Consider the following 25,486-nt stretch of genomic DNA (forward strand, 5'->3'; position numbering starts at 1 on the left):
GCTGGGTGGGCATCAAGGTTCCGGTTCGCCAATAATAAACAGAGCCGGTGTCATACACTGAGTGGGTGCATCTCCTGGAAGAGGCTATTCAATGACCGAACAGCAAAAAGTCCATCCGGTACGCGACGACTTTGCCGCCAAGGCGTGGATCGATAGAGAAAAGTATCAGGCGCTTTATCAGCAGTCCGTCGACGATCCCGAAGGCTTCTGGGCCGAGCAGGCCAAGCGCCTCGACTGGATCCAGGCACCGACGAAGATCAAGCACACTTCCTTCGACTCCCACAACGTGGATATCCGCTGGTTCGAGGACGGCAAGCTCAACGCTAGCGCCAACTGCCTCGACCGTCATCTGGCCACCCGGGGCGATCAGACGGCGATCATCTGGGAGGGCGACGACCCCAATGACGCCAAGCACGTCAGCTACCGCGAACTGCACGCCCAGACCTGCCGGCTGGCCAACGCCCTGAAAGCGCTGGGCATCGGCAAGGGCGACGTGGTGACCCTCTATATGCCGATGATCCCCGAGGCTGCCGTGGCGATGCTGGCCTGCGCCCGCATCGGTGCCGTGCACTCGGTGGTGTTCGGTGGCTTCTCGCCGGACGCCGTGGCCCAGCGGGTCATCGGCGCCGACTCCAAGCTGGTGATCACCGCCGACGAGTCGGTGCGCGGCGGCAAGCAGGTGCCGCTCAAGGACAACGTCGACGCCGCCCTGACCCGGCCGGGCACCGAGGTGTGCGAGAAGGTGCTGGTGGTCAAGCGCACCGGTGGCGAGATCGACTGGAAGGAGGGGCGTGACGTCTGGTACCACGAGCTAGTCGACCAGCAGTCCACCGAGTGTGAGCCGGAGGTCATGAACGCCGAGGACCCGCTGTTCATCCTCTACACGTCGGGCTCCACCGGTGCGCCCAAGGGGCTCAAGCACACCACCGGCGGCTATCTCACCTACGCTAGCCTGACCCACCAGTACGTCTTCGACTACCAGGACGGCGAGGTCTACTGGTGCACCGCCGACGTGGGCTGGGTTACCGGCCACAGCTACATCGTCTACGGACCGCTGGCCAACGGCGCCACGACGCTGATGTTCGAGGGCGTGCCCAGCTACCCGAGCCACGGCCGCATGGGTGAGATCGTCGACAAGCACAATGTCGCCATTCTCTACACGGCTCCCACGGCGATCCGGGCCCTGATGGCCCATGGCGACAATGTCATGGACTCCAGCCAGCGCGACAGCCTGCGCCTGCTCGGCTCTGTCGGCGAGCCCATCAACCCCGAGGCCTGGGAGTGGTTCTATCGGGTGATCGGCAACTCGAAGTGCCCGATCGTCGACACCTGGTGGCAGACCGAGACCGGGGGCATCCTGATCGCCCCGCTGCCCGGCGCCATGGATCTCAAGCCCGGCTCGGCGACCCTGCCGTTCTTCGGCGTGATGCCGGCGCTGGTCGACAACGAGGGCAATCTGCTCGAGGGAGCGACCGAAGGCAACCTGGTGATTCTGGACTCCTGGCCCGGTCAGGCGCGCTCCATCTGGGGCAACCACGAGCGCTTCGTTCAGACCTACTTCTCGACCTACCAGGGCATGTATTTCACCGGTGACGGCTGCCGCCGCGACGAAGACGGCTACTACTGGATCACCGGCCGCGTCGACGACGTGCTCAATGTCTCCGGGCACCGCATGGGTACCGCCGAGATCGAGTCCTCGCTGGTCGCCCATGATGCCGTGGCCGAGGCCGCCGTGGTGGGCTTCCCCCACGATATCAAGGGCCAGGGGATCTATATCTATGTGACCCTGACTGATGGCGTCGAGCCCAGCGACGAGCTCAAGAAGGAGCTGACTCAGTGGGTTCGCAAGGACATCGGGCCGATCGCCTCGCCGGATGTCATCCAGTGGGCGCCGGGTCTGCCCAAGACCCGCTCGGGCAAGATCATGCGCCGCATTCTGCGCAAGATTGCCGCCAACGAGACCGATGGCCTGGGCGATACCAGCACCCTGGCCGATCCTAGCGTGGTCGACGACCTCATCGAACATCGCGCCTCGCGCTGATCATGCGGATCGCTTGACCCCCTTCGCCGGCCTTCGGGCCGGCTTTTTGTGGGCGCAGGTCAGGAAATCGGGATGTGGCGCCGTCAGAGCTTGGGAATCGCTTTGTCCATGGGGTAACATTCTGGAAACTCATAGCTTCATCGATAGATAGTGCCCAGCGTCGTGGCGGCCGGCCGCCCCCTGCTGCTCGAGGAACCGGAGGAGTATCCATGGCTTTTGCCCAGAAATTCATCGTTGCCGATGACCATCCGCTGTTCCGCGCAGCCCTGACCCAGGCGCTGCGTCAGTTGGCACCCCAGGCCGAGATCGTCGAGTCCGATACCATGGAGGCCACCAACGAGGTGGTGACGCGACATCCCGATGCCGACCTGATCCTGCTCGACCTGCATATGCCGGGCGCCCACGGCTTCTCTGGGCTGATCCAGCTGCGCGGTCAGACCCCGGATATCCCGGTGGCGGTGGTCTCGGGCAGCGATGAGCCCCATGTGGTGCGCCGTGCCATCGACTACGGGGCCTCTGGGTTCATCCCCAAGTCGTCGTCGCTGGCACTGATTGCCGAGGCGGTCAGCGAGATACTCGACGGTGAGGTGTGGCTGCCGGCGGAGCTGGCCGATGCCATGGGAGATGCCAACGAGGACGAAACCCGTTTCGCCGAGGCGATTGCTTCGCTCACCCCGCAGCAGTTTCGCGTGCTCAACATGCTGACGGAAGGGCTGCTCAACAAGCAGATCGCCTACGAGCTCAATGTCTCGGAGGCGACCATCAAGGCCCACGTCACTGCCATTCTTCGCAAGCTGGGCGTGCACTCCCGCACTCAGGCGGTGATCGCCGCCCAGAAGCTCGAGGTGGAGCCGCCGAAGGTCGAGTCTTAGGTTCGAGGTTCGAGGTTCGAGGTTCGAGGTTCGAGGTAATGCAAGAACCCACCATACGGTGGGTTCTTGCATTAGGTGGCGATGTTATTGTTTGACGCTTCTTCCTCGCCCCTCATTTCTTTCTCCTTTCTCCTTTCTCCTTTCTCCTTTCTCCTTTCTCCTTTCTCCTTTCTCCTTTCTCCTTTCTCCTCGCTCCTCGCTCCTCGCCCCTCGCCCCTCGCCCCTCGCCCCTCGCTCTACTGCGTCGCCCGGCTGGCCTGCAGGGTGCGGGTGAGCAGGGCGCGCAGGGCGGCGGGGCGCACCGGTTTTTGCAGCAGGTGATAGCCCGAGCGGCGAATCTCCGCGGCGACTTCCTCGGTGCGGTCGGCGGTGATCACGATGCCCGGCACCACCCCTTCGAAGCGCTCGGCAAGGGCTTCCAGGGCCATCAGCCCGGTGACCTCGTTATCCAGGTGATAGTCGGCGAGGATCGCGTCCGGGTCGCCGTCCAGGTGGCGCAGGACCGACTTGGCGCCGCCGATGGAGGTGGCGGTGAACACCTCGCAGCCCCAGCCGGAGAGCATCGCTTTCATGCCCTCCAGAATCAGCGTCTCGTTGTCGATGCACAGGATGCGGGTGCCGGCCAGCTTGTTGCCGCTCCGCCGGGGCGAGGCGGCCTCCTCGGCCTGTTGGGCCGGGCTGCGCGCTTGCACCGTCGGCACGCTGACCGCGAAGACGGTGCCGAAGCCCTCCCAGGAGCGCACCCGGATCGGGTGGTCGAGCACCCGGCTCATGCGATCGGCGATGGAGAGCCCCAGTCCCAGGCCCTTCTCGCTCTCCTTGTGGCGAGAGGCCTGATCCAGGCGGCGGAACTCCTGGAAGATCTCGGCCTGCTTGGATTCGGGGATCCCGGGGCCGGAGTCCCACACCTCGATGGAAAGCCGCTCGCCCTGACGGCGGCAGCCCAGCAGCACCCGTCCCTCCTGAGTGTAGCGAATGGCATTCGACAGGAAGTTCTGCACGATGCGCCGCAGCATCTGGGGGTCGCTGTCGACCCGATTGGTGGGTTGGTACTACCACCAGGTCGAGACCGCGATCTTCGGCCATCACCTCGAACTCGGCGCGCAGCGGCTGGAAGACATCGGCCAGGGCGAAGTGGCTGCGTCTCGGGGTCAGGGCACCGGCATCCAGCTTGGAGATGTCGAGCAGGGTACCCAGCAGCTCCTCGGCGGCCTGTAGCGAGTTGTCGATATGGCCGACGGTGCGCTTCATATCGACGGGGTTCATCTCCTGAGCCAGTGCCGAGGTGAACAGCCGGGCGGCATTGAGCGGTTGCAGCAGGTCGTGGCTGGCCGCCGCCAGGAAACGCGTCTTGGAGGCGTTGGCGTTCTCGGCCAGCTGTTTGGCCTGGCGCAGCGCCTGCTCGGCTTCGGCACGCACGCGGTTCTCCTGGCGCAGCGCGGCGTTGGCCTCGGAGAGCGCCTGGGTGCGCTCGCGCACCCGCTCTTCCAGGGTTTCGTTGGTTTCCTCGAGGGCGATCTCGGCCAGGCGGCGCTCGGTGATGTCCTGGTAGAGGGCGAAGAAGCCCAGTATTGCCCCGCTGTCGCCGAAGTGCGGGGTGTAGGTCACCAGCATGTAGCGAATGCCGTCGCTGCCCTGCATGGAGACCTCGAAGCTGACCCGCTCCCCGGCCAGCGCGCGGCGGATCCAGGGCGCACGCTCGCGGGCCATCTCGCCGGTGATCACCGTATCGACATGCTGTCCGATGACCTCGTTGCGGTCGATGCCGAAAGCCTCCTCATAGGCGCGGTTGGTGAAGAGATAGCGGCACTCCTTGTCGAAGTAGGCGATCAACGCCGGCACATTGTCGGTGTAGATGCGGATATTGTTCTCGGAGCGAATCAGCGCCTCTTCGATGCGCTTCTGCTGAGTGATGTCCTGGTAGGTGTAGACGAAGCCGCCGCCGGGCATGGGGTTGCCCTGTACCTCCAGCACGCTGCCGTCCTGGCGATAGCGTACGTAGCGATGAGGCTGTCCGTCACGGATGTTGTCGATCAGCAGGCGCACGTGCTCCTCGGGGTCGCCGGGGCCGTATTCGCCGTTGTGGGCGTTGTAGCGGAAGATCTTGTCGATGGGAGCGCCGACCCGGATCAGGTGGTCGGGAAAGCGGAACAGCTCCAGGTAGCGCTGGTTCCACACCACCAGGCGCATGTTCTGATCCACCACGCTGATGCCCTGGTTGATGTTCTCGATGGTGGCCTGCAGCAGGGCGCGGTTGAACTCCAGCACCTGGGAGGCTTCGTCGACGATCGAGATGACGTCGGAGATGCCGATGCCGCGGCCCTGCAGCGCCGAGTTGACCACGATGCGTGCCGAGGAGGCGCCGAGCACCGAGGCCAGGAAGCGTTCGGTAAACTGGATGACGTCGATGGAGGCGCGGGTACCGTCTTCCAGCGAAGTGCCGCTGCGTCGGGCGTAATCGTCGAAGGCCCGCTGAACCTGGCCGGCGCCCAGGAAGCGCTCGCACAGAACCTTGAGGTCGCCCACGGTGGTGGCGCCGGTCCAGGGGCGATTGACCGAGGTCTGGCGGGTCTCCACGCTGTCGACGAACAGCGAGGCCTGGATGCGCTCCACCACCCGCTGGGAGGTGACCTGTGAGATAAAGATGTAGCAGAACAGGTTCACGCCCAGCGAGAGCATGACCCCGTGGGTGAAGCCGTCGCCGAAGTTGAGGCCAAACAGCGCCGTGGGGGAGAGCCAGGCCAGGCCCAGGGGGCCGCCGTCGAGCCAGTGTCCCGGCAGCACCCCGGCGGAGATCATGGCCGGCATCAGCAGGCTGTAGGCCCAGATGGCGAAGCCGGCGTTCATGCCGACGATCACCCCCAGCCGGTTGCCGCGCTTCCAGTAGAGGCCGCCGAGCAGAGCGGGGGCGAACTGGGCGGCGGCGGCAAACGACAGCATGCCGATAGAGGCCAGCGAGCCGAACTCGCCGATCAGGTGATAGAAGCCATAGGCCAGTGCCAGGATGACGCCGATGGTGATGCGTCGGGCGCGCAGCACCAGGCGGCCGTAGTCGCGGGGGCGGGCGTCCAGCCAATGCAGGCGGAACAGCGCCGGGATCACGATCTCGTTAGAGATCATGATCGATACCGCCACCGTGGCTACGATCACCATACCGGTGGCCGCCGAGAAGCCGCCGATATAGGTGAGCAGGGTCAGCCACTCGTTGCCGGCCGCCATGGGCAGTGCCAGCACGAAGGTGTCGGGCTCCACCGAGCCGTCGGGGAACATCGCCAGGCCGGCGGCGGCAATGGGCAGGATGAAAAAGGCGAACGCTACCAGGTAGAGCGGGAACAGCCAGCGCGCCTTGGTCGCATCGTCGGGGTGGGTGTTCTCCACGACCGCGACATGGAACTGGCGGGGCAGGCAGAAGATCGCCAGCATGGCCAGCAGGGTCTGGGCCCAGAAGCCATGCCCGAAGTTCTGGTCGGCCAGCTGGCGCTGCAGCTCGAGCTGACTATCGGCGCGCCCCATCAAGTCGCCCAGGCCGCCGAACATCCCCCAGGTCACATAGGCGCCCAGCAGCAGGAAGGCCAGCAGCTTGACCAGCGATTCGAAGGCCACGGCATGGATCAGGCCCTCGTGGTGCTCGGTGGCATCGGTATGGCGGGTGCCGAAGAGAATGGCGAAGGCGGCCATCACCAGCGCCACGTAGAAGGCGGTATCGGCGAACAGCGGCGCATGGGTGATATCGGTGGCGTCGGTAAGCACCGCGAAGGAGGTCGAGACCGCCTTCAGCTGCAGGGCGATGTAGGGCAGGGTGCCAATCAGCGCCACCAGGCTGGCGAAGGCCGCCAGCGACTGGGTCTTGCCGTAGCGCGAGGCGATGAAGTCGGCGATGGAGGTGATGTTCTGCCGCTTGGCGACGCGAATCATCTTGGCCAGCACCGGCCAGAACAGCAGGAAGGTGAGGATCGGCCCCACGTAGATACTGGCGAACGACCAGCCGGCGGTGGCCGCCTGGCCCACCGCACCGTAGAAGCTCCAGGAGGTGCAGTAGATGGCCAGCGCCAGGATATAGATGATCGGCCGGCGGCGGCTGGCGCCGTGCTTGCGGGCATGGCGGTCGCCGCGCCAGGCGATGGCGAACAGCACGGCGATATACAGCAGTGAAACGGCGACCAGTAGCCAGCCAGCGAACATGCGGGTCCCCTCTTCGGTGTCCGCCTATTTTTGGTTCTCCGCAGACTGGCGTGAACTGGCCCTGTGGGAGGGAGCTTCAGCTCGCGAAGTAGCGCGCAGCGCTACCCAAGGGGCGCCTGCGGCGCCTTCGCCCGGCAGAGCCGGCCTCCCACCATAAAACCTGCCAGACATGTTCACGTCAAAGTGCGAAGACCCTTATTTTAGGGTAATGCCGGCTGCGAGGGCAGCCGGGGCAGCACCACGTCAAGCGCTACGCGCGCTCCTCACACACCGCTCCATAGAGCGGATCATCGGCGTCGAGCTCGCGCAGCGACTCGAAGCGCGGCTGACGTGACTCGCCGACCAGCGGCAGCAGTTCCCGAGTGGTGCAGTTCATCAGGTAGGCTTGGTGGGTGACCTGGTCCACGTACTGCTGCTCGAAGCGGTAAAGAATGAACTCGACCAGCCGGTGTTCATCGGCCTGGCGGGGAATCACGTTGTCCCGGTCCACCACGCTGAAGGCGGTGGTCATGGGGAAGGCGTAGGTCCACGGGCGCCAGATGGCGCCTCCCGCCTCTCGGGAGACCACCTCGGCCGAGTCGGGGAGCTGAAGCTGCTTGTGGCTGAACCAAGTGTATTCGTGATGGATCTGGTAGCCCAGTACGCCCAGGCCGGCACAGACCGGGATGATCCAACGGGGCAGGCGCTTGCCGCTGAGAAAGCGTAGCAGCAGGCCGATGCCCGCCGCACCCAGGCCGGCGAAGGCGGCGGCGATCAAGTGCCATATCATAGTGCGTCATCCTGAATGAAAACGGGCTTCCCGAGGGGAAGCCCGATGAGTGTCGGCTCCGCGGCCCTGACCGTCAGGGCCGGGATACCATTATCGCTTAGTGGCCGGTGGCGGCGCCAGCGCCTTTCGGATAGCGCACGCTTTCCACCAGGTCCTGGATCTCCTGCGGCGGCTCTTCGGTGACGCTGGAGACCGCGAAGGCCACAGCGAAGTTGATCATCGCACCGATTGCCCCGAAGGAGAGCGGCGAGATACCCAAGATCCAGTTGTCCGGCGTGTTGGGCAGCATGTTGGTGCCGCTGATGAAGAACCAGCCCAGGTAGGTGAAGATATACAGCAGGGTGGCGATCAGGCCGGCGAGCATGCCGGCGATGGCGCCCTTGCTGTTCACCCGCTTGGAGAAGATCCCCATCATGATGGCCGGGAAGATGGAAGCGCCGGCGATACCGAAGGCCAGTGCCACCACCTGCGCCGCGAACCCGGCGGATTGAGCCCCAGATAGGTGGCCAACAGGATGGCGCCGGCCATGGAGATCCGCGCCGCCAGCATCTCGCCCTTCTCACTGATGCTGGGATTGATGGTCTTCTTGATCAGGTCGTGGCTGATGGCCGAGGAGATCGCCAGCAGCAGGCCCGCTGCGGTGGACAGCGCCGCGGCGATACCGCCGGCCGCGATCAGGCCGATGACCCAGGGCGGCAGATTGGCGATTTCCGGGTTAGCCAGTACCAGGATGTCGTTGTTGACCTCGAGCTCGTTGCCTTCCCAGCCACGCTCGGCGGCGGTGTCGGCGAAGTCTTCGTTGGCATCGTTGTAGAACTGGATGCGTCCGTCGTTGTTGAGGTCATTGAAGGTGATCAGGCCGGTCTCTTCCCAGGTACGGAACCAGTCCGGACGCTCCTCGTAGAGGATCGGCTCGGCCATGGCTTCCTCGTAGTTCTCCACCTGGCCGGCGGCCTCCGGATAGACCGTGGTCAGCAGGTTCAGGCGTGCCATGGAGGCCACGGCGGGAGCGGTCAGGTAGAGCAGCGCGATGAACACCAGCGCCCAGCCGGCCGACCAGCGGGCATCCGCCACCTTGGGCACGGTGAAGAAGCGGATGATGACGTGGGGCAGACCGGCGGTACCGACCATCAGTGACAGGGTGAACAGTACCATGTTCAGCTTGTTGTCCACGTCCGCGGCATAGTCGCGGAAGCCAAGTTCCACCAGCACCTCGCTCAGCTTGGCCAGCAGCGGCAGCCCGGATTCATTGTGGGTGCTGAACATCCCGAACATCGGAATGGGATTGCCGGTCAGCTGGAAGGCGATGAACACGGCCGGAATGGTATAGGCGATGATCAGGACGATGTACTGGGCCACCTGGGTGTAGGTGATGCCCTTCATGCCGCCGAAGACCGCGTAGAGGAAAACGATACCGGCGGCGATCCAGATGCCCCAGGTATTGCTGACTTCGAGGAAGCGCGAGAAGGCCACGCCGGCGCCGGTCATCTGACCGATGACGTAGGTGACCGAGGCAACGATCAGGCAGATGACCGCCACGGTGCGTGCGGTATTGCTGTAGAACCGGTCGCCGATGAAGTCCGGCACCGTGAACTTGCCGAACTTGCGCAGGTAGGGGGCCAGCAGCATGGCCAGGATGACGTAGCCGCCGGTCCAGCCCATCAGGAACGATGAGTTGGCGTAGCCGCCGGAGGCCAGCAGGCCGGCCATGGAGATGAAGGAGGCCGCCGACATCCAGTCGGCGGCGGTCGCCATGCCGTTGGTGACGGGGTGGACGCCACCGCCGGCGACATAGAAGTCCTTGGTGGAGCCGGCGCGCGCCCAGATGGCGATGCCGATGTAGAGGGCAAAGGACGCCCCCACGAATAACAAGTTGATTGCAAACTGACTCATGCCGGATTACTCCCCGAGACCGAATTGTTCATCGAGCTTGTTCATCTTCCAGGCGTAGAAGAAGATTAACGCGATGAAGGTCAGGATCGAGCCCTGCTGGGCAAACCAGAAGCCCAGGTCGGTCCCGCCAATGGGGATGCCGGAGAGCAGGGGGCGAAGCAGGATGGCGAAGCCGTAGGAGACCAGCGCCCAGACGGCCAGGCAACCGAATATCAGGCGGACATTCGCCTTCCAGTAAGCAGCGGCATTGGATTTTTCATCTGCCATAGTGTTGCACTCCACTTGTTGTTAAAGGTTTGGAAATTGCACTGAAGAGTTGGGCTGACTCATCAAGGCAATCGGGCGTCTACAGCCTGAATCCTCGCGTGACACCGTTGGCAGAGCCGCTCGCAAAGAGAGCGGTGTCCGTCCTGAGTGCGCGCTGTCGGAGGCGGTTATCGACGTGCGATTACCCTGCATGACGCACGAATGGATAGTGGGCAATGAAGGCGAAAATTAAATCCCAGACTTTGGTATCATGAGTTAACTGTGATTGAACGATTCCACATTAAATCTTTATTTTTCATATAGTTGCGATGATTTGTCCGGGTCTTTGGCGGGGCTGTTCGCAAGCGTATAGGACGATGGTATAGCCTGGCGAGCAGGGGCTGGAGATGACCTTTCGGGCATTCTAAAACCTTGGTCTATGGGAAAGGCGTCTTGGACGTTCGTCTAGAGTCGCCGGCCTTGAACGATCGTCTATGTATCGTCGTAAAAGTAGATGTTGCTATTCTGACTTGAATGTCATCTTCATGGTGGTTCATGGGTATCATCAGCGACGAAGCGGCATCCTACTGAGTGGCTTCGCCACCGGACTGACTCCCCCGGAGCCCCTCGAGGGGAGCCGCCGCAACACGAGGACAGCACCATGGTCGAGGTCGATCTCTCACAGCCACCCTTTACCTTTCTGGACGATGAAGGGCGTGAGCGCATTCGCAGTGGCGTGGACCTGGCCTACTTCGACCGCGACGAGATTATCCTCGAAACGGGCCAGCCCGGTGAATTCGTGTTCATCATCCACAAGGGCGAAGTCGCCGAGCTGGACACTACCCTGCCCGGGGCGCGTGAGCGCATCGGCCACTATACCCAGGGGGATCTGTTCGGAGCGATCAGCATCCTCAATGGTAAGAGCCGCTACCGCTTTCGCGCCGAGCAGGAGAGCCTTTGCTACCTGCTGCCCAAGGCGCTGTTCCTGCAGCTGTGCAACGACTACCCGCCGTTCGCCGAGTTTTTCCGCCAGACGCTCTCCCACAAGGCGCGTCTGTTGACCGAGCAGCGCGCCGAAGGGGGCGTGACCATGGCCGGTTTCATGCTGGCCAAAGTGGGCGAATGCATGCGCAAGCCGCTGTGCGTGGCGCCCGCTGCCACCGTCGCCGAGGCGGTGAACACCCTCAATGAGGGCCATGCCGACAGCCTGCTGGTGGAGGGCGAGCAGGGCGCCGGCATGATCACCAAGACCGACCTGCTCAATGCGCTGGTCATCGAAGAGCGCGACAAGCAGAGCCCGGTGATGGACATTGCCCACTTCGAGCTGGTCACGGTAGGGGCCAACCAGTACCTGTTCGAGGCGCTGGTCATCATGACCCGCTTCAAGGTCGAGCGGGTGGTGGTCATGGAGGAGGGGAAGCCCGTAGGCGTCGTGGAGCTGACCGACGTGCTCAGCTTCTTCTCCAGCCGCAGCTATGTGGTCAGCCTGCAGGTGGAACAGGCCGATAGCCTGGAGGCGCTGATGCGCGCCAGCCATCGCACCCCGGAGCTGGTCAAGGCGCTGATGGCCCAAGGCGTCAAGCTGCGCTTCGCCATGGGGCTGCTGGCGGCGCTCAACGGGCGGATCATGGCCAAGGCCTGGGGCTTTTTGATCGACGAGCGCTATCACCGCGATGCCTGTCTGATGGTGATGGGCAGCGAGGGGCGCGGCGAGCAGATCCTCAAGACCGACCAGGACAACGGCCTGATCCTGACCGACGACCTGGAGTGGCCCGATCTCGATGAGCGCATGCAGGCGCTGACCCGCACCCTCATCGATCTGGGCTATCCGCCCTGTCCAGGCAATATCATGGTCTCCAACCCGGAGTGGGTGGGCACCGAGGCGCAGTGGCGCGAGCGCATCGCCCACTGGGTGCAGGTGCGCGACGGCGACAGCTTGATGAAGCTGGCCATCATGCTCGACTCTCACGCGGTAGCGGGCAATCCGGCGCTGCTCGACCGGCTGCGCGAGGGGCTCTTCGAGCAGTGCTCCCGCGACGAGATACTGCTCTCCTATTTCGCTCGGGCCGCCCTGCGCTTTTCCACGCCGCTGACCCTGTTCGGTTCGCTGAAAAAGCCCCAGCACGGCATCGATATCAAGAAGGGGGGATCTTTCCCATCGTGCATGGCGTGCGGACCATGGCCCTGGAGCGGCGCATCAAGCCTACCTCGACGCTGGAGCGACTGGATGCCCTGGCGGCGGACGGGCGCCTGGACGAGCGCACTGCCGAAAACCTGGGCGAGGCACTGTCGCTGTTTACCGAGCTGCGCCTCAAGCAGCAGCTCGAGCGGCTGGACCAGGAGGATGACGGCAGCAGCCCCGACCGCGTGGTGGTACAGCAGCTGTCGTCGCTGGAGCGCGACCTGCTGCGCGAGGCCTTGCATATCGTCAAGGACTTCAAGCAGCACCTCTCCCAGCGCTATCACCTGGAATACAGCTGAGCCGCGGCGTGCCGGCTCTCCCTCAACAAGGTAACGACTACAATCATCACGGAGGTCTTGCATGCTGCGTGCCCTGCGACGCGTCAGCGATCGACGCCGCCACGCCAACGGCGAATATGGCTGGCTGTTCAACCCCTACACCGGCGATGAGCTGGTGGCGATCGACTGCGAGACCACCGGGGTCGACCCGCGCACCGCCGAGCCGGTCTCCATCGCCGCGGTGAAGGTGCGCGGGGATCGGGTATTGACCAGCGAGTCGCTGGATCTCCGGCTGCAGCGGCCGTCGACGCTGTCCGGGGAGTCGATCCGCGTTCACGGACTACGCGGCATCGACCTGGACGACGGCGCGTGCCTCGACCAGGCCCTCGCCGAGCTGCTCGACTTCATCGGCAACCGCCCGCTGCTCGGCTGGCGGCTGGACTTCGACCTGGCGATCCTCAATCGCCAGCTGCGCCCGCGCTTCGGCTTCGATCTGCCCAACAGCGGTATCGACGTGGCCCAGCTCTACCATCGTCAGCTGCGTCGCAGCCACCTGGAGACGGCCGCTGCACCGCGCTTCGAGACGGCCGCAGAGGCGCTGGGGGTGCCGGTCATGGGGCGCAATACCGCCCTCGGGGATGCGGTGACCACGGCGCTGATGTACCTGCGCCTGGAGCGTGGTGCGCTGCCGGCCCGGCGCGAGGCCTGATGCCCGCTTCGCCGGTCCGGGCCTGCGCGGGCCCGTCGCCAGAGCGCGGTCACGATGGTAGGATGGCGGCCGTTATCCACCACCCGCCCTGGCAGCGCCCCCACCATGCAAGACGCCATGATTTTCGACCCCCTCGCTTCCGCCGCCTCCCGCGATGCGTCCTCCGAGGCGCCCGCCGCGCGTTCGCCGTCCCCGCTGGACGCCCTGGATGGCAAAGCGCGGCGTGAGTTCAACAAGCTGCAGAAGCGCCTGCGGCGCCAGGTGGGCAATGCCATCATCGACTACGGGATGATCCACGAGGGCGACAAGGTGATGGTGTGCCTGTCCGGCGGCAAGGACAGCTACACGCTGCTGGAGATCCTGCGCAATTTGCAGCGCAACGCCCCGGTGAACTTCTCGCTGGTGGCGGTCAACCTCGACCAGAAGCAGCCCGGCTTCCCCGAGCACGTGCTGCCCGAGTACCTGGAGCGAATCGGCGTCGACTACCACATCCTCGAGCGCGACACCTATTCGGTGGTCAAGGAGAAGACGCCGGAGGGCAAGACCACCTGCGCGCTCTGCTCGCGGCTACGGCGGGGCTCGCTCTACGGCTTCGCCGAAGAGATCGGTGCCACCAAGGTGGCCCTGGGTCACCATCGCGAGGATATCCTCGAAACGCTGTTCCTCAATCTCTTCTTCGGCGGCAGTCTCAAGGCGATGCCGCCCAAGCTGCTCTCCGATGACGGCAAGAACATCCTGATCCGCCCGCTGGCCTACTGCCGTGAGGCGGACATCGCCGAGTTCGCGCGACTGATGGATTTCCCGATCATTCCCTGCAACCTGTGCGGCTCCCAGCCCAACCTACAGCGCCAGGTGGTCAAGGAGATGCTGGCCGAGTGGGAGGCCAAGCATCCGGGGCGGCTGGAGACCATGTTCAAGGCGGTGACCAACGTGGCGCCCTCCCAGCTGGCCGACCGCGATCTGTTCGATTTCGCGGGGCTGGAAGCCGAGCAGGCCCGGCGCCAGGCGCGGCGCATCGATGCGCTAGAGGTGCCCGGCCGCTGACTGAGCGAGCTGGACGCGTAACGTCCCACCCAAAACCCCGGCAAGCGATGCTTGCCGGGGTTTTGGGTGGGTGCAAGGTGGCGTAGGGCGTCAGCTCTCTTCCTGGGCCTGCTCGAGCAGGGCCTCCAGGTTGAGAATGTTGACCTCGCGCCCGGAGACCTCCACCAGCCCCTGCTGCTGGAAACGCCCCAGGATGCGGCTCACGGTCTCCACAGCCAGCCCCAGGTAGTTGCCGATGTCGGCCCGGGACATGGAGAGTCGGAAGCTGTAGGGGGAGTAGCCGCGGCGCCGGAAGCGGTCGGAGAGGCTGGCGAAGAAACTGGCCAGGCGCTGGTCGGCGGTCTTGCGCGACAGCAGGCGCATCATGCGGCGGTCGTCGCGCAGCTCCTTGCTCATGCTGCGGTAGAGCTGGCCGCGCAGCTCGGGAAGCTGTTCGGACAGCGAATCGAGCCGGTCGAAGGGAATCTCGCACACCGTGGTGGTTTCCAAGGCGATCACGCTGCCGGGGTAGGCTTCCTCGTCGATACCGTCCAGCCCCACCAGCTCGCTGGGCAGGTAGAAGTTGGTGACCTGGTCCTCGCCGGAGCCTTCTGTGGTCACCTGTTTGAGGCTGCCGGAGCGCACCGCGAATACGCTGTTGAATTCGCTGCCCTGACGGAACAGGGATTCGCCCTTCTTCAGGGGCGCACGACGCCGAATGATGGCGTCGAACTGCTCCATGTCCTCGAGCTCCAGCGCCAACGGCAGGCACAGCGAACTCAGGCTACAGTTCTGACAGCGGGTTTCGTGCAGCAGGGAGCGCCGCTTGTTGACCGCACTGGCCGCATTGACAGCCATGGCCACCTCCTCATCGTGATCATGGTGTCATTATGTAGCATTATTCAGGTAGGTAAAATGCTCGTTGCGACGATTGGACGCAAGGCAAGGACCGCGCGGAATCTCCGCAAGGGGAAAACGTCAGGCGCAGCGCCTGGTTAACGAGGAGGTGACTCGTCCGGACGGCGCGCATCGAAGGCCATGGCGAGATGCTGGATCAGCAGGCGCCCCATGGGCGTTGCCTCCAGGCGACTGCCCTGCCAGCCCAGCAGGCCGTCCCGCTCCAGGACCTCAAGGCGGGCCATGGCGTCGGCGAGGTAGCGCGGCGCATCGATACCGAAGCGTTCGCCCAGGGCGTCCAGGTCCAGTCCCATGTCGCACATCAGCCGCTCGATGGCGTAGCGGCGCACCCGGTCGTCGAAGTTGAGCCGCAGCCCTCGGGAAATGGGCAGGCCGCTGGCATCCAGCGCCCCTTCGTAGGCCGCCAGGTGGGGGTGGTTCTGGGCGTAGACATCGTCGACGCGAGAAAAAGCCGAGACCCCGAGCCCCACCAGGTCGCTGTCGACATGGCAGTCGTAGCCCTGGAAGCTGCGCTGCAGGCTGCCCTGGCGCTGGGCCTTCGCCAGGCTGTCGTCGGGCCGGGCGAACTGATCCATGCCGATATGTACGTAGCCGGCGGCGGTGAGCATGGCCACTGCGGTGCGCAGGATCGCCAGCTTTTCCTCCGGGCTGGGCAGTTCCTCGCGGCGGATACGCCGCTGGGGGGCGAACCTTTCGGGCAGGTGGGCGTAGTGGAACACCGAAAGCCTGGGCGGCGCCATGGCGATTACCTGCTCCAGGGTGACGGCGAAACTGTCGCGGGTCTGCAGCGGCAGGCCGATGATAAGGTCGAGGTTGAGAGAGCGAAAGCCCAGGCGGTCGGCTTCATCGATCAGCGCTTCGGTCAGCACCCGCGGCTGGACGCGGTTGATGGCCTTCAATACCCGGGGGTCGAGATCCTGGACGCCGAGACTCAAGCGGTTGAAGCCCAGCGCCTGCAGGTGGCGCAGGGTAAAGACATCCGCCTCGCGCGGATCGATGTCGATGGCATAGTCTCGATCACGCGCGCCGGACAGGCCGAAACGGGCGTCCAGCCGGTCGATCAGATCGCTCATCTGGTCGAGGCTCAAGAAGGTCGGGGTTCCGCCGCCCCAGTGCAGCTGCTGGACCTCCCGCGCGGTGTCCAGGCGCTGCCGGATCAGCACCATTTCCCGGTCGAGTCGCGACAGGTAGGGCTCGGCGAGCCGGTTGGCCCGGGCGGCTACCTTGTTGGAAGCGCAGTAGTGGCAGATAGTGCGGCAGAACGGGATGTGCACATAGACCGACAGCGGTCGGGCCCCGGCGTTGCTGCGCGCCAGCGCGGCCTGGTAGTCCACTTCACCGAAGTCTTCCTGGAAGGCGGACGGTGTGGGGTACGAGGTGTAGCGACGCCCGCCGATGGCGTAGCGGCGCAGCAGCGACTCGTCCCAGGCGAAGGGGTCGGCCATCGCTCGATGTACGGACATCGCGGGGACGGACATGAAGGCACTCCGGCGGCTCGATAGGTGCTCTCATGCTAGCGGGCCCTGAACCACAGTGGATTGAGCTGCGTCAAGCGAAGCGCCAATGGTCGCCGGGATCAGTGCCCGCCATGGGTCGGCAGCAGTGCCCCGCCGAGCTGCCAGAGGGCGAAGGCGATGATCGAGAGCGCGGCCAGCGTGCGGGTGGCGGGGTGGCGGATCAGCCCGGCGAGCTGGCGCGCCGCCAGACCGGTGGCGAGCAGCGCCGGGAGAGTGCCCAGGCCGAAGGCGGCCATCAGCGTCGCGCCGCGCAGTGGGTCGGCCATGGCCAGGCTCCAGGCCAGCATCGAGTAGACCAGGCCGCAGGGTAGCCAGCCCCAGACGGCGCCCAGCCCCACCGCCTGCGGCACCTTCACGACCGGCATCAGCCGGCGGCCCAGGGGCTCCAGGTGGCGCCATAGCCGCTTGCCCAGGGCTTCCAGTCGCAGCAGCCCCTTCCACCAGTCGGCGATATACAGCGCCATCAGGATCAGCATCACCGCGGCGAACAGCTGCAGCGCCACTCGGCTGGCCGGCGTCAGGGTCAGCAGGGTGCCGAGGCCGGCCACCAGGGCGCCGGCGATCATGTAGCTGGCGATGCGTCCCAGGTTGTAGCCCAGCAGCAGGCCGGTGAGGCGGCCGGGGAGCGCATGCTGGGCGGCACGGCGAAGGTCAGGGCGCTCATGATGCCGCCGCACATGCCAATGCAGTGGGCGCCCCCAGCAGCCCGAAGACGAAAGCCGCGGCGAGCGGTGGCAGATCGAGACCGGTAGGATCCATCAGCGTGGCTCGTCGTCGTCGCGAGGCTCGGCGACGTCTGGCTTGTCGCCGGCGTCGCGGCGTTGGCGGCGCTGTTCGGGGGGCAGGTCGTTGTCGTCCTCGTCGAAGAGGATGCGGTGGGCTGGCCCCTCCAGATCCTCGAACTGATCGTGCTTGACCGCCCAGAAGAAGGCCCAGACGGCCAGGCCCAGCAGTATCAGCGATAGCGGAATCAGCAGGTAGAGAATGCTCATGCGTTCACCCGTGTCGGTTCGGAGGAGGGCGTGGGCAGGGGCGCTGCTGCCGGTACGGCGCGACTGCGAAAACGGTTGAGGCGCAGGGCGTTGCCCACCACCACCAGGGAGCTGGCCGACATGCCCATGGCCGCCAGCCACGGCGGCACGAAGCCCATGGCGGCGATCGGCATGGCGGAGAAGTTGTAGCACACCGACCAGATCATGTTCTGACGCATCACCCGCCGGGTGGCGCGACTGATCTCGATGGCCTCGACGATCCGTGACAGGCGCGGGCTGAGCAGGATGGCGTCGGCGCTGGTGCGGGCCAGGTCGGTGGCGCCGTTCATGGCGATGGCCACGTCGGCGCCGGCCAGCACCGGGACGTCGTTGATGCCGTCGCCGATCATGGCCACCTTCTCACCGGCGGCCTGACGCTCGCGGATGCGCGCCAGCTTGTCCTCGGGCGTGGCGCCGCCGCGCCAGCTGGCGATACCCAGGCGCTGGGCCAGCGCTCCGGCGGCGCCGGGCGTATCGCCGGAGAGCAGCTCCACCTCCAGGCCCAGGGCTCGCAGCGCCGTCACGGTTTCGTCGGCGTCTTCCCGTACGTCATCCTGCAGGGCGAACCAGGCCCGCGGTTCGCCCTCCTCGGCCAGCAGCAGCCACTGGCCGTCGCCGGGCGCCTCGAGGCCGGCGTCGGGGGCGGCGAAGCCGGGCCTGCCGAGCCGCCAGCGGCGGCCCTCCAGGATGCCTTCCAGGCCCTGGCCGGTGCGGCTGGTCACGTCGGTGGCGGCTACCGTGGCCAGGCGGAAGGGGCGGAAGGCCCGTGCGATGGGGTGCTCGGAGCGCGCTTCCAGGGCGGCCGCCAGGGTGCGGGCGCGCTTGGCGTCGAGCTCGCCCAGGGCCCGGGTCTCCACGAGCGCCATCTCGCCGCGGGTCAGCGTGCCGGTCTTGTCGAAGATGACCCGGTCCACCTGGGAGAGTGCCTCGATGGCGTCGGCGCGGGTCACCAGCACGCCGCGACGGCGCAGCTGGCCGTGGCCGGCGGTCAGGGCGGTGGGGGTGGCCAGCGCCAGGGCGCAGGGACAGGTGACCACCAGCACCGAGAGCATGATCCAGGGCATTCGCGCCGGGTCGATGAACCACCAGGTGAGGGTGACCACGGCGGTGACCAGCAGCAGGCGCAATACGAAGAGGTGAGCCATGCGCGCGGCCAGCTGCGCCAGGCGCGGACGGCTGGCGAAGGCGCGGTCGGTGAGGTCGACGATTCCGGCCACCCGAGCGTCGCGCCCGGCATGGGTCACCCGCACCACCAGCGGGCTCTCGATGTTCTGGCTGCCGCCGGTGACGGTGTCGCCGGCACGCCGAGTGACCGGCAGGTACTCGCCGGTGAGCATCGATTCGTCGAGGCTCGACTCGCCGTCCTCGATGACGCCGTCGGCGGGCACCCCGTGACCGGCCTTGACCAGGATACGATCGCCGGCGGCGAGCTCGCTGGCGGGCAGGATGCGCTCCTCGCCCGCCTCGGTGAGACGGGTCGCCGAGAGCGGTAGGGCGCCGGCCAAGGCGTTGCCACTATGGCCGCTGCGCCGCCTGGCACGGGCCTCCACATAGCGGCCGAACAGCAGAAAGAAGGTGAACATGGCCGCGGAGTCGAAGTAGACCTCCCCTTTGCCGGTGATCACCGCGTAGCCGCTGGCGGCGTAGGCGAAGCCGATGGCCAGCGAGACCGGCACATCCATCCCCAGCACCCGAGTGCGCAGATCGCGAATGGCGTTGCGAAAGAAGGGCGCTGCCGAGAAGAACACCACGGGGGTGGCCAGGGCGAAGGAGAGCCAGTGGAAGAGGGCATGGAAGTCCTTGCTGATCCCCTCGGGGCCGGCCACGTAGATGGGGATGGAGAACATCATCACCTGGGCCATGCCCACTGCCGCGACGATCAGGCGGCGCACGTTCATGCGCTCCTCGCGCTGGAGACGCGCCTGGGCTTCGTCGGGCTCGTAGGGCTGCGCCTGGTAGCCGATGGCGGCCAGCTCGGCGAGGATGCGCGACAGCTTTACCGCCTCGGGGTCCCAGCTCACCCGCACCCGGTGGTGGCTGAGGTTGACCGCACTGGAGTCGACGCCCGGCACGGCGTTGAGGCGATGCTCGATCAGCCAGGCGCAGGCCGCGCAGGTGATGCCGTCCACCGCCAGAGTGGCGTGGACCCGGTCGCTGTCGCCTTCCGGATGCACGAACTGACGCTGCAGGCCCGGGTCGTCGAACACCGCCCAGGTCTCGGTGCGGGCCGCTTCGCGGTCGTCAGGGCGCTCGGGCAGCTCGGTGCGAAAGCGGTAGTAGCTCGACAGGCCACCGTCGACGATGGCGTGGGCTACCGCCTCGCAGCCGGGGCAGCAGAGCGGATGGCGGGTCTCGTCGAGGGTGATCGACCAGGGGGCGCCGTCGGGCACTCGGCTTCCACAGTGGTAGCAGTCCAGGTAACTGTCGGGGCTGGCGCTGATGGCGGCGTCGGTCATGGCGTCCTGTGGTCTGGCGCGGCGGCGTCAGCTGCGGCGATCGGCGATGCCCGGGGTCAGCGCGAAGTCATCGTCACTGGGGAAGCGACCCTCGCCGACGATCCGCCACTCGGGGGTCTCGTCGGTAGGGTGGAGCTGCAGGTACCAGCGGTAGCGCAGGTTGTCCGGCGCCTGGCCCAGGTAGCGGCCCTCGCGAACGTGCTCGAGGGTGAGGGTCTGGTCGCGATTGTCCTGGGTGGGGAAGATCAGCTCGAGATAGAGGCGGTCGGGCCGGTCGTCGCCGTCGAGCTGGACGACGATGTCGCTGGTCATCGGGTCGATGCGCACCGTCGCCGAGAGGTTAAGCTCGTGGGCGCGCTGCTGTTTGGCCAGCACCATGTTGATGGCGCGGCCGTGCTCATAGTAGTCCTCCTGGACCATGCCGTCGGCCGTGCGCACGGCCATCACGGCCAGGGTCGAACTGCCGAAGATCGAGGTGAACAACAGGCCGAGCAGGAACCACGGCCAGAATTGCTTGTACCAGGGGGTGGGGATCAGGGGGGTCATGGTTATCTCCGGGCTTCACCGATGAAGCGGGTATCACGTTCTAGGGCGACGCGTTCGTCGTGCTGCGAGGTGACCTGCAGCTGAATGGGGTGGCTGGGCACTTCGAGCACCGCCGGGTCGGCGGTGATCTGGATGACCCGGGTGCGAGAGCTGCCCGCCGGCACGCTGAGGCTGTCGGTGTCGAGCTCCAGGCCTGGCAGTCCGCTGATCTCGAGGCGGAAGACGTGGTCTTCCCGGTCGAGGTTGCGCACCGTTAGGGTATAGACGTTGCTGATGCGGCCCTCGCGGGTCATCTGGAACAGCTGGCCGCGCTCGCGCTCGATCTCCACGCCCAGCGGGGTGCGGTCGGCGACGGCCCAGACGAACATGCCGATCATCACCACCAGGGCGGCCAGATAGCCTAGCAGGCGCGGGCGCAGGATGTGCGTGGGCTTGCCTTCCAGGGCATTTTCCGTGGTGTAGCGAATCAAGCCGCGGGGATAGCCCATCTTGTCCATCACGCTGTCACAGGCGTCGATGCAGGCGGCACAGGTGATGCATTCGTACTGCAGGCCGTCGCGGATGTCGATGCCGGTGGGGCAGACCTGGACGCAGAGATCGCAGTCGATGCAGTCGCCGTAGCCCGCTTCTCGGGCCTGCGCGTGGCCGAGGCTGCGCTTGCGCGGCCCGCGGGGTTCGCCCGGGCCGCGTCGTAGGAGACGATCAGCGTATCGGCGTCGAACATCACCCCCTGGAAGCGGGCATAGGGGCACATGTAGATGCATACCTGCTCGCGCAGCCAGCCGGCATTGAGATAGGTGAACACCAGGAAGAAGCCGACCCAGAAGTAGGACCAGCCGTGGGCCTGGAGGGTGGGCAGGTCGATGACCAGCTGGCGAATCGGCGTGAAGTAGCCGACGAACGTCACCCCGGTAGCCAGGGCGATGGCCAGCCAGATGAGATGCTTGGCGCCCTTGCGCCAGGCCTTGTCGACGCTCATCGGCTGCTGGTCGAGTTTGATGCGCCGGTTGCGCGAGCCTTCCAGGCGGTGCTCGACCCAGATGTAGAGAAAGGTCCAGACGCTCTGGGGGCAGGTGTAGCCGCACCAGACCCGGCCGGCGAAAACGGTAATGAAGAACAGCCCGAAGGCACAGATGATCAACAGCCAGGAGAGCAGCACGAACTCCTGGGGGTAGAAGGTGGCGGCAAAGAGGTGGAACTCCCGTCCCGGCAGGTCGAACCAGATCAGCGGCCGGTCGCCCCACTGCACCCAGGGCAGCCCGAAGAACGCCAGCATCAAGACCCAGTTGCTGCCCCGACGCAGGCGCTGGAAGAGGCCCTTGATCTCGCGCACATAGATATGGCGCCGCTTGGCGTACATCTCCTGCTGTACCGTCTCGCGCGGAGAATGATGGCCCACGGGATCCGGGGTCACATCGTGGGTTGGTATCTTGTCACTCATGGCGATCTCGTGGCGGGCGAGGAGGGCCCGCTGAAGGGGAGCAGTGCGGTCGGGTCATTGTATCGAGGGGGCATCACAAAGCGAAAGGGCGCGACCCGAGGTCGCACCCTTTCTCGCGGCCGGCGGTTCAGTCGCGGAAACGTAGGCTGTAGACGTAGGCGGCCACCAGGTGGACGCGCTCCTCGCCGATGTAGGCCTCCTGAGCCGGCATGTGACCATTGCGCCCGTTACGCAGGGTCTGGCGCACGGAGTCCGCCACGCTCTGGCCCGGTGCCTGATAGAGCCAGATGTCGTTGGTGAGGTTCGGTGCCCCCAGGGCCTGGTTGCCGGTGCCGTCGGGCAGGTGGCAGGCGGCGCACACCGAGGCATAGACCGAAGCGCCCTGCTCGGCTCGCTCCTCATCGTGGGGCAGGTCCGAGAGCGCCAGCACGTACTGGGTCACATTCTCGATGTTGGTCTCGCCGATCTGCTGGAAGGCGGGCATCAGGCCGCTGCGACCCTGGACCAGGCTGGTCATGATCTGCTCGGGCTCGCCGCCATAGAGCCAATCGTCGTTGGTCAGATTCGGGAAGCCGTAGCCGCCCTGGGCGTTGGCGCCGTGGCACACCGCACAGTTGTTCTGATAGATGCGCTCGGCGACCTGCATCGCCTCGGCGTCGCGGGCCAGTTCGGGAATCGGAATCTCCTGGTACTGGGCGAAGATCGGCGTGAAGCGCTCTTCGGCGCGGGCCACTTCGCGCTCCCACTGCCCCTCCTGGGTCCAGCCCAACAGCCCGGCGAAGTTACCAAGGCCGGGATAGAGCAGCAGGTAGCCCAGCGAGAACACCACGGTGCCCACGTAGAGCTGGAACCACCAGCGCGGCAGCGGGTTGTCGTACTCCTCGATGCCGTCGGCGGCGTGGCCGGTGGTCTCGACGTTGCCCTCGGCGTCGGGCTGCTTATCGGTCTTCCGGTTGGCATACAGCAGCCAGAAGGCGAAGGCGATGGAGCCCAGCGTGAGGACGATGATCCAGGCGCTCCAGAACCCGGAAAGGGAGTCATCCCATAGATTGTTCATGCGTTCCTGTCTCCCTTGTCTTCTCGGGAATCGACTTGTGGGGATGCGGCCTCGCCCGAGTCGTTCGGCGTCGAGGCGCTCCGGTCACGGTTGGGGCGCTCATCATCCTCGTTGAAGATCAGGTGGGCCGCCTCGTCGAAGTCACGCTTGCGCCGCTTCGAGTAGGCCCACCAGGTGATGCCCAGGAAGGCAATGATCAACAGCCCGGTGATGATGCCGCGAAAGGTGCCGGTATCCATGATCAGCGCGTACCCTCGAGCACGGTGCCCAGCTGCTGCAGGTAGGCGACCAGGGCGGTGATCTCCTGCTGGCCGCGTACCTCGCGGGTGGCGTTCTCGATGTCCTCGTCGGTATAGGGGACGCCGAGCGCTCTGAGGGCACGCATCTTCTTGGGCGTATCCTCGCCGTCGAGGGTGCGCTCGAACAGCCACGGATAGGCGGGCATGATCGAGCCGGGCACCACGTCACGCGGGTTGTACATATGGGCGCGGTGCCAGTCGTCGCTATAGCGGCCGCCGACGCGGGCCAGGTCCGGGCCGGTGCGCTTGGAGCCCCACAGGAAGTTGTGCTCGTAGATGAACTCCCCGGCCACGCTATAGTGGCCGTAGCGCTCGGTCTCGGCACGGAACGGGCGGATCATCTGCGAGTGGCAGCCGACGCAGCCCTCGCGGCGGTAGATGTCGCGGCCCTCCAGTTCCAGCGCGGAGAGCGGGCGCAGGCCGTCCACTGGCTCGGTGGTCTGCTTCTGGAAGAACAGCGGCACGACCTCGGCCAGGCCGCCGAAACTGATCACCACCAGGATCAGGATGGCGAGCAGGCCCACGTTCTTTTCGACGATCTCGTGTTTCATCGGTTTCGGTATCCCCGGTTGCTCAGGCGGTCTGCGGAATCGGCTGACGCGCGGCTTCGCTACGCTTGATGGTCATGAAGACGTTGTAGGCCATGATCAGCATGCCCACGACCCAGAAGACGCCGCCGATCAGGCGCACGATGTAGCCGGGACCGCTGGCCTCGACCGACTCCATGAAGGTGTACATCAGGGTGCCGTCCGGATTGATGGCGCGCCACATCAGGCCCTGGAGGATGCCGTTGACCCACATCGAAGCGATGTAGAGCACGGTGCCGATGGTGGACAGCCAGAAGTGCGCGGCGATCATGCCCACCGAGTACATCTCGGTGCGGCCGAAGAGGCGCGGGATCAGGTGATACATGGAGCCGATGGTGATCATCGCCACCCAGCCGAGTGCCCCGGCATGCACGTGACCGATGGTCCAGTCAGTGTAGTGGGAGAGGGCGTTGACGGTTTTCACCGCCATCATCGGGCCTTCGAAGGTGGACATGCCGTAGAAGGCCAGGGCCACGACCAAGAAGCGCAGGGTCGGGTCGGTGCGCAGCTTATGCCAGGCGCCGGAGAGGGTCATCATGCCGTTGATCATGCCGCCCCAGGAGGGCGCCAGCAGGATGATCGACATGATCATGCCCAGCGACTGGGCCCAGTCGGGCAGGGCCGTGTAGTGCAGGTGGTGCGGGCCGGCCCACATGTAGATCATGATCAGCGCCCAGAAGTGCACGATCGACAGGCGGTAGGAGTAGATCGGGCGCTCCGCCTGCTTGGGCACGAAGTAGTACATCATCCCCAGGAAACCGGCGGTCAGGAAGAAGCCGACCGCGTTGTGGCCGTACCACCACTGCACCATGGCGTCGATGGTGCCTGAGTAGAGGGAGACGGAGTACATGGCGGTGACCGGAATTGCGGCATTGTTGACGATATGCAGCACCGCCACGGTGAGAATGAAGGCGGCAAAGAACCAGTTGGCCACGTAGATGTGAGAGGTCTTGCGCAGCTTGATGGTGCCCAGGAAGACGATGGCATAGCTCACCCAGACCACGGCGATCAGGATGTTGATCGGCCACTCCAGCTCGGCGTACTCCTTGGTGGTGGTGTAGCCCAGCGGCAGCGTGATGACCGCCGAGAGGATCACCGCCTGCCAGCCCCAGAACGTAAAGGCCGCCAGCTTGTCAGAGAAGAGCCGCGTCTGGCAGGTGCGCTGCACGACATAATAGGAGGTGGCAAAGAGTGCCGAGCCGCCGAAGGCGAAAATGACGGCATTGGTATGCAGCGGTCGCAGACGGCCGAAGCTCGTCCACGGCAGGTTAAGGTTGAGTTGCGGCCAGACCAGCTGTGCGGCAAGGATGACACCGATGAGCATGCCCACGATGCCCCACACCACTGTCATGATCGCAAACTGCCGAACTACCTTGTAATTGTAGGTCGGGTGCTCTAATGCTGTGCTCATGTCAGGTTCCCATCGAACGCGGTATCGA

At 65.5% G+C, this 25,486-nt stretch carries 16 protein-coding genes and 5 pseudogenes; 5 read left to right on the forward strand and 16 right to left on the reverse strand.

What is annotated here, in order from left to right; all coding sequences use genetic code 11:
* Nucleotides 1-91 precede the first annotated feature (91 nt).
* Entirely contained in the window at nt 92-2,041 is a 1,950-nt protein-coding gene (gene acs / locus ACSJDS_RS05555; protein ID WP_473032413.1) for an acetate--CoA ligase, read from the forward strand.
* A gap of 209 nt (nt 2,042-2,250) precedes the next feature.
* Nucleotides 2,251-2,913, forward strand: a complete 663-nt coding sequence (locus ACSJDS_RS05560) for a LuxR C-terminal-related transcriptional regulator (RefSeq protein ID WP_238976798.1) — start codon at nt 2,251-2,253, stop codon at nt 2,911-2,913.
* A 236-nt stretch (nt 2,914-3,149) separates the two neighbouring features.
* On the opposite strand, the pseudogene ACSJDS_RS05565 reads toward ACSJDS_RS05560, so the two are convergent.
* From ACSJDS_RS05565 to ACSJDS_RS05580, 4 genes and pseudogenes are all read right to left on the reverse strand, one after another.
* Nucleotides 3,150-7,095: pseudogene (locus tag ACSJDS_RS05565) on the reverse strand (hybrid sensor histidine kinase/response regulator).
* 250 nt (nt 7,096-7,345) lie between these two features.
* Complete coding sequence (locus ACSJDS_RS05570) at nt 7,346-7,864, reverse strand: hypothetical protein (protein WP_473032414.1); 519 nt, start codon at nt 7,862-7,864, stop codon at nt 7,346-7,348.
* A gap of 97 nt (nt 7,865-7,961) precedes the next feature.
* Nucleotides 7,962-9,757 (reverse strand): annotated as a pseudogene (locus tag ACSJDS_RS05575) (sodium:solute symporter family protein).
* Between the two features lie 6 nt (nt 9,758-9,763).
* Nucleotides 9,764-10,024, reverse strand: coding sequence for a DUF4212 domain-containing protein (locus tag ACSJDS_RS05580; RefSeq protein ID WP_473032415.1), 261 nt, complete (start codon nt 10,022-10,024; stop codon nt 9,764-9,766).
* Nucleotides 10,025-10,664: 640 nt separating this feature from the next.
* Here ACSJDS_RS05580 and ACSJDS_RS05585 point away from each other — a divergent pair.
* The 3 genes and pseudogenes from ACSJDS_RS05585 to ttcA all read left to right on the forward strand — a co-directional run bounded on the left by ACSJDS_RS05585 (nt 10,665) and on the right by ttcA (nt 14,216).
* Nucleotides 10,665-12,484: pseudogene (locus ACSJDS_RS05585) on the forward strand (putative nucleotidyltransferase substrate binding domain-containing protein).
* Nucleotides 12,485-12,545: 61 nt separating this feature from the next.
* On the forward strand, nt 12,546-13,172 hold the full coding sequence (locus ACSJDS_RS05590) for a 3'-5' exonuclease (protein ID WP_473032416.1): 627 nt from the start codon (nt 12,546-12,548) through the stop codon (nt 13,170-13,172).
* Between the two features lie 117 nt (nt 13,173-13,289).
* Nucleotides 13,290-14,216, forward strand: a complete 927-nt coding sequence (gene ttcA, locus ACSJDS_RS05595) for a tRNA 2-thiocytidine(32) synthetase TtcA (protein ID WP_473032417.1) — start codon at nt 13,290-13,292, stop codon at nt 14,214-14,216.
* Between the two features lie 90 nt (nt 14,217-14,306).
* On the opposite strand, the gene fnr is transcribed toward ttcA, so the two are convergent.
* The 12 genes and pseudogenes from fnr to ccoN all read right to left on the reverse strand — a co-directional run bounded on the left by fnr (nt 14,307) and on the right by ccoN (nt 25,458).
* A complete protein-coding gene (fnr, locus tag ACSJDS_RS05600; RefSeq protein WP_473032418.1) occupies nt 14,307-15,053 on the reverse strand; it encodes a fumarate/nitrate reduction transcriptional regulator Fnr in 747 nt (248 codons plus the stop codon).
* A gap of 137 nt (nt 15,054-15,190) precedes the next feature.
* Nucleotides 15,191-16,591, reverse strand: coding sequence for an oxygen-independent coproporphyrinogen III oxidase (gene hemN, locus ACSJDS_RS05605; RefSeq protein WP_473032419.1), 1,401 nt, complete (start codon nt 16,589-16,591; stop codon nt 15,191-15,193).
* Nucleotides 16,592-16,689: 98 nt separating this feature from the next.
* Nucleotides 16,690-17,389: pseudogene (locus ACSJDS_RS05610) on the reverse strand (sulfite exporter TauE/SafE family protein).
* Entirely contained in the window at nt 17,389-17,622 is a 234-nt protein-coding gene (gene ccoS, locus ACSJDS_RS05615) for a cbb3-type cytochrome oxidase assembly protein CcoS (RefSeq protein WP_473032420.1), read from the reverse strand. The pseudogene ACSJDS_RS05610 and the gene ccoS overlap by 1 nt, the downstream one beginning before the upstream one ends.
* Nucleotides 17,619-20,117, reverse strand: coding sequence for a heavy metal translocating P-type ATPase (locus ACSJDS_RS05620; protein WP_473032421.1), 2,499 nt, complete (start codon nt 20,115-20,117; stop codon nt 17,619-17,621). The genes ccoS and ACSJDS_RS05620 overlap by 4 nt, the downstream gene beginning before the upstream one ends.
* A 27-nt stretch (nt 20,118-20,144) precedes the next feature.
* Nucleotides 20,145-20,663, reverse strand: a complete 519-nt coding sequence (locus ACSJDS_RS05625; RefSeq protein ID WP_473032422.1) for a FixH family protein — start codon at nt 20,661-20,663, stop codon at nt 20,145-20,147.
* 2 nt (nt 20,664-20,665) lie between these two features.
* Complete coding sequence (locus ACSJDS_RS05630; RefSeq protein WP_473034980.1) at nt 20,666-21,160, reverse strand: FixG Ig-like domain-containing protein; 495 nt, start codon at nt 21,158-21,160, stop codon at nt 20,666-20,668.
* A 15-nt stretch (nt 21,161-21,175) separates the two neighbouring features.
* Nucleotides 21,176-22,104 (reverse strand): annotated as a pseudogene (gene ccoG / locus ACSJDS_RS05635) (cytochrome c oxidase accessory protein CcoG); the annotation flags it as partial.
* A 127-nt stretch (nt 22,105-22,231) separates the two neighbouring features.
* Nucleotides 22,232-23,161 (reverse strand): cytochrome-c oxidase, cbb3-type subunit III, encoded by a 930-nt coding sequence (ccoP, locus tag ACSJDS_RS05640; protein WP_473032423.1) that lies wholly within the window; start codon nt 23,159-23,161, stop codon nt 22,232-22,234.
* Nucleotides 23,158-23,400, reverse strand: coding sequence for a cbb3-type cytochrome oxidase subunit 3 (locus ACSJDS_RS05645; protein WP_473032424.1), 243 nt, complete (start codon nt 23,398-23,400; stop codon nt 23,158-23,160). The genes ccoP and ACSJDS_RS05645 overlap by 4 nt, the downstream gene beginning before the upstream one ends.
* A 2-nt stretch (nt 23,401-23,402) precedes the next feature.
* Nucleotides 23,403-24,011, reverse strand: a complete 609-nt coding sequence (ccoO, locus tag ACSJDS_RS05650; RefSeq protein ID WP_473032425.1) for a cytochrome-c oxidase, cbb3-type subunit II — start codon at nt 24,009-24,011, stop codon at nt 23,403-23,405.
* Between the two features lie 22 nt (nt 24,012-24,033).
* A complete protein-coding gene (gene ccoN / locus ACSJDS_RS05655; protein ID WP_473032426.1) occupies nt 24,034-25,458 on the reverse strand; it encodes a cytochrome-c oxidase, cbb3-type subunit I in 1,425 nt (474 codons plus the stop codon).
* Between the last annotated feature and the right edge of the window lie 28 nt (nt 25,459-25,486).

It is taken from the genome of Halomonas sp. SL18_1, assembly GCF_055755715.1.

Bases quoted from the DNA above. Each gene is read 5' to 3' on its own strand.
- ACSJDS_RS05630 (WP_473034980.1), bottom strand. From the start codon at position 21,160: ATGGACAAGATGGGCTATCCCCGCGGCTTGATTCGCTACACCACGGAA.
- ACSJDS_RS05560 (WP_238976798.1), top strand. From the start codon at position 2,251: ATGGCTTTTGCCCAGAAATTCATCGTTGCCGATGACCATCCGCTGTTC.
- acs (WP_473032413.1), top strand. From the start codon at position 92: ATGACCGAACAGCAAAAAGTCCATCCGGTACGCGACGACTTTGCCGCC.
- fnr (WP_473032418.1), bottom strand. From the start codon at position 15,053: ATGGCTGTCAATGCGGCCAGTGCGGTCAACAAGCGGCGCTCCCTGCTG.
- ACSJDS_RS05590 (WP_473032416.1), top strand. From the start codon at position 12,546: ATGCTGCGTGCCCTGCGACGCGTCAGCGATCGACGCCGCCACGCCAAC.
- ccoO (WP_473032425.1), bottom strand. From the start codon at position 24,011: ATGAAACACGAGATCGTCGAAAAGAACGTGGGCCTGCTCGCCATCCTG.
- ACSJDS_RS05620 (WP_473032421.1), bottom strand. From the start codon at position 20,117: ATGACCGACGCCGCCATCAGCGCCAGCCCCGACAGTTACCTGGACTGC.
- ACSJDS_RS05625 (WP_473032422.1), bottom strand. From the start codon at position 20,663: ATGACCCCCCTGATCCCCACCCCCTGGTACAAGCAATTCTGGCCGTGG.
- ttcA (WP_473032417.1), top strand. From the start codon at position 13,290: ATGATTTTCGACCCCCTCGCTTCCGCCGCCTCCCGCGATGCGTCCTCC.
- ccoS (WP_473032420.1), bottom strand. From the start codon at position 17,622: ATGAGCATTCTCTACCTGCTGATTCCGCTATCGCTGATACTGCTGGGC.
- ccoN (WP_473032426.1), bottom strand. From the start codon at position 25,458: ATGAGCACAGCATTAGAGCACCCGACCTACAATTACAAGGTAGTTCGG.
- ACSJDS_RS05570 (WP_473032414.1), bottom strand. From the start codon at position 7,864: ATGATATGGCACTTGATCGCCGCCGCCTTCGCCGGCCTGGGTGCGGCG.
- ACSJDS_RS05645 (WP_473032424.1), bottom strand. From the start codon at position 23,400: ATGGATACCGGCACCTTTCGCGGCATCATCACCGGGCTGTTGATCATT.
- hemN (WP_473032419.1), bottom strand. From the start codon at position 16,591: ATGTCCGTCCCCGCGATGTCCGTACATCGAGCGATGGCCGACCCCTTC.
- ccoP (WP_473032423.1), bottom strand. From the start codon at position 23,161: ATGAACAATCTATGGGATGACTCCCTTTCCGGGTTCTGGAGCGCCTGG.
- ACSJDS_RS05580 (WP_473032415.1), bottom strand. From the start codon at position 10,024: ATGGCAGATGAAAAATCCAATGCCGCTGCTTACTGGAAGGCGAATGTC.